This window comes from Lacrimispora amygdalina, assembly GCF_003432035.1.
Classification (GTDB): Bacteria; Bacillota; Clostridia; order Lachnospirales; family Lachnospiraceae; genus Lacrimispora; species Lacrimispora amygdalina.
This window is the reverse complement of record NZ_QOHO01000086.1, coordinates 37,371-45,176: the sequence shown is the minus strand read 5'-3', so window position 1 is coordinate 45,176 and position 7,806 is coordinate 37,371. Positions and strand designations below refer to the sequence as shown.

Below are 7,806 nucleotides of genomic sequence, written 5' to 3'. Positions count from 1 at the left end.
TGACGAAACGCTTCCGAAAGGAACTCTCGTGTTGGAGTGCGGGAAAATGCTTGAAGATAGCGGTTACGATATAAAGATTCTAAATACCATAAACTTCAAGAAAAGTATGAAATACAATCCCTTTGCCTATCTGAAAAGCGAAAAAGACATATTGAAACTGGTACAGACCATTATCGCCAACACTAAGGGTGAAGGAGAAAAAGCGGGCGAAGATTTTTGGGTTAAAGCAGAAAAATTATATTACACGGCACTAATCGGGTATATATTTTACGAAGCTCCGAAGGAAGAAAAAAACTTCAAAACGCTCCTTGATATGATTGATGCTTCAGAAGTCAGAGAAGATGACGAAACATACATGAATCCCATTGACAGACTCTTTGAAGCATTGGAAAGACGACATCCCGCCCACTTTGCAGTAAAGCAATACAAGAAATACAAGCTTGCGGCGGGCAAAACAGCTAAGAGTATATTGATTTCGTGCGGTGCAAGGCTCGCTCCATTCGACATTGAGGAACTTAGAGAGCTTATGAGTGAGGACGAATTAGAGCTTGATACACTCGGAGATAGAAAGACAGCACTATTTGTCATTATCTCCGATACGGACGACACCTTTAACTTTGTTGTGTCAATTATGTACTCTCAGCTCTTTAACCTCTTATGCGACAAGGCAGATGATGTGTATGGCGGTAGGCTTCCAGTCCATGTAAGGTGCTTGCTTGATGAGTTTGCAAATATCGGCTTAATTCCGAAGTTTGAAAAACTGATTGCAACAATAAGGTCAAGGGAGATTTCTGCAAGCATTATCTTACAAGCTCAATCTCAGCTAAAGGCTATTTACAAGGATCACGCCGATACAATTATCGGAAACTGCGACTCTACCCTATTCTTAGGCGGCAAGGAGAAAACAACGCTTAAAGAACTCTCTGAAACGCTTGGAAAGGAAACAATAGACCTATATAACACATCGGAAACGAGGTCAAATCAGAAGTCTTTTGGACTAAATTATCAAAAAACCGGGAAAGACCTTATGAGCCAAGACGAGATAACGGTTATGGACGGCGGAAAATGTATATTTCAACTTAGAGGCGTAAGACCTTTTCTCTCCGACAAGTTCGATATCACCAAACATAAGAATTACAAGCTTTTAGAGGATTATGACAAGAAGAATTTGTTTGATGTTGAGGACTATCTTAAAAGGCGAGGACAGGTAAAGCTGAGAAGTCAAACAGATATTATTAGAATTAAGAGCATTTAACATTGAACGGTTGTATAATATGATTGAGAAAGTGGCTAAATAACGGGAGGATTTTTTATGAAAAGAGATATGGATTTATGCAGAAAAATCTTGTTTAAAATTGAAGAATTGTATGATTCAACGGCAATATACAATCTTGAAATCGAGGGGTATACACGAAACCAAGTAGCCTACCATTCTAATCTTCTATACGAGGCGGGTTTAATTTCTGATTATAAGGCACAATATGCTGATAACGAAATATATTCATTTGGTGTAAGCTCTTTAACTTGGGATGGACATGATTTTTTGGATAAGATTAGAGAAGATACAACTTGGAATAAGGTTAAGGACATTATTAAAAATAAGGCACTTCCAATGACTTTAGATGTTATAAAAACTGTTGCAACAGGAGTGATTACTGCTACTCTACAATCTATGATATAGAAAAAATAATATTAAAATCTATTGGCAAGGAGGATTTATGAACGAAATAGATGTTTTAAAAAGTATTGCAGATAATCTATCTGAAAGAAAATCTACCGCCGCTTTAAATAATTATGAAGTTCTTTGCAATAATATTAAGTATGTAAATAGTCTTTTACTTTGGGGATCGAGTTCTTTGTTGGATATATATAATCAGTTAGATGTAGCATATAAAAATGATAGTTATGTTTCCGATGATTTTAAAGATGATTCCAAGGGATTTTATTATTTCAGAACAATTATTCCCCGAATTTTGCTTAATGACATTAATATAATAAAGAAATTTGCATATTATTCTCAACCTGATGATAGAGTTGGAATAACAGTTGAAACTGTAGGAAAATTAAAAAAGGATTTTATTGACTATAACAACCTAGTAACATCAACACGCCAGTTTATAGATTCTTTAGTAGCAGATGCTTATCAACTTGTGCTTTTAGATGCAAAAGAAATGAACTTTCAAGTTCTTACATCCTTATACAGCTTTGATAGGTATGCAACAAAATCTATTAGACAAGCCCTTTTTAATTCAGCTATTCAAAACTCTTTAACAGAATTTGGAAATCTTGAATATAATAAGCGGGTTAGAGGACAAGAATCTTCCATTACAAAGTGTGACAAGAAAAGCTTTGGTGAAAAAGTTGATTTTTTATTTGATAGTTTAAATTTGTCATTAGATACTGATTTTAAAGAAGAAATCAAAAACTTGTTCGCATTTTCATCTGAGTTCACACATATTGGATATGTTTCAACCTTTTTTACAGCTTCAGATGCTCCAGAAGTAATTTTTAGTGATGATATTAGTCCATATCTTCCAAGTACAGAAAATTTTAGCGAATTAAAATATGAAATTTTAGAAACGGCAACAAACTTCTTTGTGAAAACATACTTGCCATCTGTTATGGCTTCATTAAAAAAATCATTAGAGCCTAGTGTTTTTGGGAAATTTCAAAATTCAATATCCTCTATCGTTTCAAAGATAACTACAGATTTGAAAACAAGAAATAATCAATATTATTTTTTTATAAGGCAAGGTCTTATAGGTTCACAAGAAGTAATTGATTTAACATGTATGTGTGGAATCACTAATCATTGGAAACCACCTCATGATTTAACAAATATTTATTGTAAAGGATGCGGAAGTAAATTTTCTCTTATTGAAGTTGAGGGAGATCCTGGATATATCATTACTAGTACTGGTCCGGCTAGAGTGATAGGTTCAAGTGCTCCTGATTTTAATGAGTTATCAATAAACGAACAAAACAAACTCTTAAGAGAATGTAATATGGCAGCTAATAATATGTCTGCAAAAAAGATATCTAGAAACGAAAAATGTCCATGTGGTAGTGGTTTGAAGTACAAGAAATGTTGCGGAAAAAAATAAAGTTTCCAAAAGCGTAGTGCTTATAGAAAATAATAAATGCTGTGTCGTTTATGCTAAAAAATAATTTTTAATGTGTATTTAATAGTGCCTAAAATCAAATGCACTCACACGAGCGATTAAGAAAAAAATCTTATTCGCTTTTTTATTGCCCAAAATTCGAGGAGGAGATATGAATAGGATAAGAAGTCCCACTTAAAAAACGGAGATTAAATAACGAAAGCCATGAAGAGAGTCTTAGCACTCTCTATTTTTATGCCCAAAAGAAAAAGGAGAACAAGAAAATATGGAAACAAAGCAAGAATTACTCAACATCAACGCAAACCTTGTGGCTGAGCCAAAGTTCAGCTCATTTGAGAAAGACGGAGAAACCGTTGAGGTTGCCAACTTCACGCTTGTCAAGAAGTACGGCAAAGACAAGGAGTATATCAACTGCTCTGCTTACGGAGCAAAGGCGGAAGTCGCAAAAGACTTCAACAAAGGCGACTTTATCCACATTTTTGGCTACTTCAAAGAGAGAGTCAAAGAGGATAAAACCTACAAGAACTTTATCGTTAGATCAATGAACAAGATTGAAAAACAAGAAAATAAGGAGGAAAACTAATATGGAATTTTTCACAGCAGGAGTAGATGTATTAAAAACGCTGGTAATGGCGGTAGGTGCAGGTCTTGGAGCATGGGGTGTTATCAATCTGATGGAAGGTTATGGTAACGACAATCCTGGAGCGAAGTCTCAGGGTATCAAGCAGTTGATGGCGGGCGGAGGCATTGTCCTTATCGGGCTTAAACTTATCCCACTTCTTGCAAATGTCTTAAATTAAGGAGATAGCCTATGTTTGGAATTTTCGACAAGATAGAAGAGTTTTTCAAAGACCTTCTACTCGGCGGAATCCAGGCAAACTTGGAAGATATGTTCCTTGACATCAACAATCAAGTCGGAAAGATGGCAACGGATGTGGGACAAACGCCTATGAGCTGGAACTCGGAAGTATTTAGCTTTATCAAAAGCATAAACGACTCTGTGATTATTCCGATTGCAGGGCTGATTATTACGGCAGTGCTTTGCATTGAACTTATCAATATGGTTATGCAAAAGAACAATATGCACGACACGGACACTTTTGAGTTCTTTAAATACATCATCAAGATGTGGGTAGCCGTCTGGCTTGTGTCTCACGCCTTTGATTTTTCGATGGCGGTATTTGATGTCGCACAAAATCTGGTGAACAAGGCAGCAGGAGTGATTAACACTTCTGCTGTTGTTACCGGAGATGAAATCGTGGCAATGGTAGATGGATTAAAAGAAAAAGGCTTAGGAGAACTGCTCGGCATACTTCTTGAAACATCAATGGTAAAACTGGCGATACAGGCGGTTTCAATCGTCATTATGCTTGTAGTTTACGGAAGAATGTTTGAGATATATATTTACGCATCGGTTTCCGCAATACCCTTTGCCACAATGGGAAATAAGGAGTGGGGGCAAATCGGAAATAACTATATAAGAGGTTTGTTCGCACTTGGATTACAGGGACTGTTTTTAATGGTTTGCTTCGGCATATACGCTGTTCTAATAAAAACGATAGAAATTACAGATATTCACGCAAGCATCTTTTCCGTACTTGGCTATTCAGTGCTGCTCGGTTTAATGCTTCTAAAGAGCGGAACACTTGCTAAAAGCGTGATGAATGCACATTAAGGAGGGAAAATATATGAGAAAAAATATTTGTATGTACGGTATTGCAGCAGTTTCACTTATTGGAATGGTAACGGCTGCTATTTCCGAAAAGAGGTTCAGAAAGAAGATTAAAAGAGAAATTTCCGACATCAAAATGTTTCAAAGCATGGAAAATGACTTTCTAAATCGCCACAGCAAAATAGTGGCAGAGGAGCTTGAAGAGATAAGAGATGAAATCGGCACTGTCTATGAGCATTTTGAGGAAATAGAAAATATCAGAAACTGTGGGAGGTAAGCTATGGCGTATGTACCAATCCCAAAAGATTTAAAGAAAGTTAAGACAAAGGTGGCTTTCAATTTAACAAGAAGACAGCTTATCGGATTTTCGGTAGCAGCACTTGTAGGCATTCCTACTTATCTTTTTATGAGAAAGTTTGTGCCGAACGATATAGCGGTTATTTTCCTGATTGTAGCGACCTTGCCAATCTTTTTTATAACGCTGTTTGAAAAGGACGGACTGACATTTGAAAAATACTTTAAGTACATCTATCTGCACAAATTTTATCATCCCGGTAAGAGAGTGAGAAAGGAGGTTTACCTTGAACAAGAAAAGAAAAATACAGCAGATAAGCTTAGAAAAAAATCAAAAAATCTTGGCACAAAACAAGAAAAATTTAAGAAGCGACAAAACGGGAAAGGGAAAGAAAAAGAAATCTTTTCTTGATCTTATCCTAAAAAAGGAAGCAAAAAGATTTACGGTTGAAGACACTATTCCGTATCTTAGAATGCTAAAAAGCGGTATTTGTCAGCTTGACGAAAAGCACTTTAATAAGTGCATTGCCTTTCAGGATATTAACTATCAGCTTGCATTAGAAGAAGACAAAGACCTTATCTTTAATCAGTTTGCCAATGTCTTAAATTCATTTGATCCGAGTGTTGATATTGAGTTTTCATATATTAATCAGCTTGGAAGAAACAATGAACTGAAGGCTGCTATTCAAATTCCTGATAAAAATGACGGATATGACGATATTCGCCTTGAGTTTCGTGAAATGCTTAAAAGTCAGCTTGCAAAGGGTAATAACGGACTTAAAAAATCAAAGTATATCACCTTTGGCGTAGAAGCGGATAATTTAGAACAGGCTACTGTCAAACTTGAAAGACTGGAACTTGATATTTTGTCAAATCTAAAAAATATGGGAGTTAGAGCCGAGGGCTTAACGGGAGAAGAAAGACTGAAAGTCTTACACGATATATTAAATCCCGATAAGCTCTTTTCTTTTTCCTACAAAGACTTAAAGCCAAGGGAAAGCACAAAGACGGTAATAACACCGGATAGCTTTAACTTTATCCCAAGCAAATACTTTAAGTTCGGGAAATTTATCGGAGCTGTCAGTCATCTTCAAATCCTTGCAAGCGAGCTTTCAGACAGAATGCTTGCAGAGTTTTTAGACATAGATGACAACATCAATATCTCGTTTCATATCAAGGCAGTTGAGCAGACAGAAGCAATCAAGATGGTCAAACGAAAGAATACAGATATAGACAAAATGAAGATAGAGGAACAGAAAAAGGCAGTAAGAGCAGGTTATGATATGGATATCATTCCCAGTGATATCAACACCTATGGAGATGACATTAAGCTACTTTTAAGAGACTTACAAAGTCGTGATGAAAGAATGTTTGTGATATCCATTGTCTTTATGAACTTTGCTAAAACTATTCAAAAACTAGATAACACCATTGCTCAGATATCTTCCATCGCAAGTAAGCATAACTGTCAAATTAAAAGACTAGACCATGCACAGGAACAGGGATTTATTTCAGTTCTACCTCTAGGAGTTAACAAAGTGGAGATAGACAGAGGGCTTACCTCTTCTTCTACGGCAGTCTTTATGCCTTTTACGACAGAGGAACTCTTCATTAATTCAAGCAATAGTCTCTACTATGGCTTAAATGCACTGAGTCATAATCTGATTATGGCAGATAGGAAGAAGCTAAAGAACCCTAACGGACTCATTCTTGGGACACCTGGTTCTGGCAAGTCTTTCTCTGCAAAAAGGGAAATGGCAAATGCAATTTTGGTCACAGATGATGATGTCATAATCTGCGATCCAGAGGGAGAATACGGTAACCTCGTCCGTCAGTTTAATGGAGAAGTAGTCAAAGTCTCAGCTAAGAGCAAGGACTATCTGAATCCATTAGATATCAATATGAATTATGGAGATGGAGATGCACCACTCAAAGACAAGGCAAACTTCATTATGTCTATGCTTGAACTTGTTGTAGGTGGTAGTGGACTAACGGCTGAAGAAAAGTCTGTCATAGACAGGTGTCTTCCTAAAATCTATGAAAAGTATTTTGAAGATCCAAAACCTGAAAATATGCCAATCCTTCAAGACCTTTACGATATGCTCAAAAACCAAGAGGAGAAAGTTGGTAAAAAACTCGCAACGGAGATGGAAATTTATGTATCAGGGTCGCTCAATGTCTTTAATCATCAATCCAATGTGAATTTGAACAAGCAGTTATTATGCTTTGACATCAAGGAGCTTGGAACACAACTTAAGAAAATCGGTATGCTAGTCATCCAAGACCAGGTATGGAACAAGGTGTCTCAAAATAGGGGAAGCAAGTCCACTAGATACTATATAGATGAGTTTCACTTGCTTTTAAAAGACGAACAGACTTCCCAGTATTCTGTCGAGATTTGGAAGCGTTTTAGAAAATGGGGAGGGATACCGACAGGGATAACCCAAAATGTGAAAGACTTGCTTGCTAGTAAAGAAATAGAAAATATCTTTGACAACACAGATTTTGTCTTGATGCTCAATCAGGCGACAGGTGATAGGGATATTCTTGCGACTAAACTGAAGATTTCTCCACCACAATTAAGATATGTAACCAACTCCAATGCTGGAGAGGGACTGGTCTTCTTTGGCAATACCATCGTTCCCTTTGTAGATAAGTTCCCGAAGGATACCATTCTCTATCAAAAAATGACGACTAAACCTGAAGAAGTGAGGTAGG

General features: G+C 36.6%; 9 protein-coding genes. All 9 read left to right on the top strand.

All coding sequences use genetic code 11. The annotated features are described in order from the left end of the window. A partial coding sequence (locus tag DS742_RS23665) for a VirD4-like conjugal transfer protein, CD1115 family (RefSeq protein ID WP_117419420.1) occupies positions 1-1,255 on the top strand: 1,255 nt, incomplete at its 5' end. Positions 1,256-1,312: 57 nt separating this feature from the next. Further along, a complete protein-coding gene (locus DS742_RS23660) occupies positions 1,313-1,681 on the top strand; it encodes a DUF2513 domain-containing protein (RefSeq protein WP_117419418.1) in 369 nt (122 codons plus the stop codon). A gap of 37 nt (positions 1,682-1,718) precedes the next feature. Beyond that, on the top strand, positions 1,719-3,104 hold the full coding sequence (locus DS742_RS29615; protein WP_242996718.1) for a YecA family protein: 1,386 nt from the start codon (positions 1,719-1,721) through the stop codon (positions 3,102-3,104). 283 nt (positions 3,105-3,387) lie between these two features. Beyond that, on the top strand, positions 3,388-3,705 hold the full coding sequence (locus tag DS742_RS23650; protein WP_117419417.1) for a single-stranded DNA-binding protein: 318 nt from the start codon (positions 3,388-3,390) through the stop codon (positions 3,703-3,705). Position 3,706: 1 nt separating this feature from the next. Further along, on the top strand, positions 3,707-3,922 hold the full coding sequence (locus tag DS742_RS23645) for a Maff2 family mobile element protein (protein WP_117419416.1): 216 nt from the start codon (positions 3,707-3,709) through the stop codon (positions 3,920-3,922). Positions 3,923-3,933: 11 nt separating this feature from the next. Then, entirely contained in the window at positions 3,934-4,797 is an 864-nt protein-coding gene (locus tag DS742_RS23640; protein ID WP_117419415.1) for a VirB6/TrbL-like conjugal transfer protein, CD1112 family, read from the top strand. A 13-nt stretch (positions 4,798-4,810) separates the two neighbouring features. Next, positions 4,811-5,071, top strand: a complete 261-nt coding sequence (locus tag DS742_RS23635; RefSeq protein ID WP_117419414.1) for a hypothetical protein — start codon at positions 4,811-4,813, stop codon at positions 5,069-5,071. Positions 5,072-5,074: 3 nt separating this feature from the next. Further along, positions 5,075-5,500 (top strand): PrgI family protein, encoded by a 426-nt coding sequence (locus tag DS742_RS23630; protein ID WP_242996717.1) that lies wholly within the window; start codon positions 5,075-5,077, stop codon positions 5,498-5,500. Continuing rightward, on the top strand, positions 5,394-7,805 hold the full coding sequence (locus DS742_RS23625; RefSeq protein WP_341457690.1) for a VirB4-like conjugal transfer ATPase, CD1110 family: 2,412 nt from the start codon (positions 5,394-5,396) through the stop codon (positions 7,803-7,805). Before DS742_RS23630 ends, DS742_RS23625 begins: the two co-directional genes overlap by 107 nt. Position 7,806 lies beyond the last annotated feature (1 nt).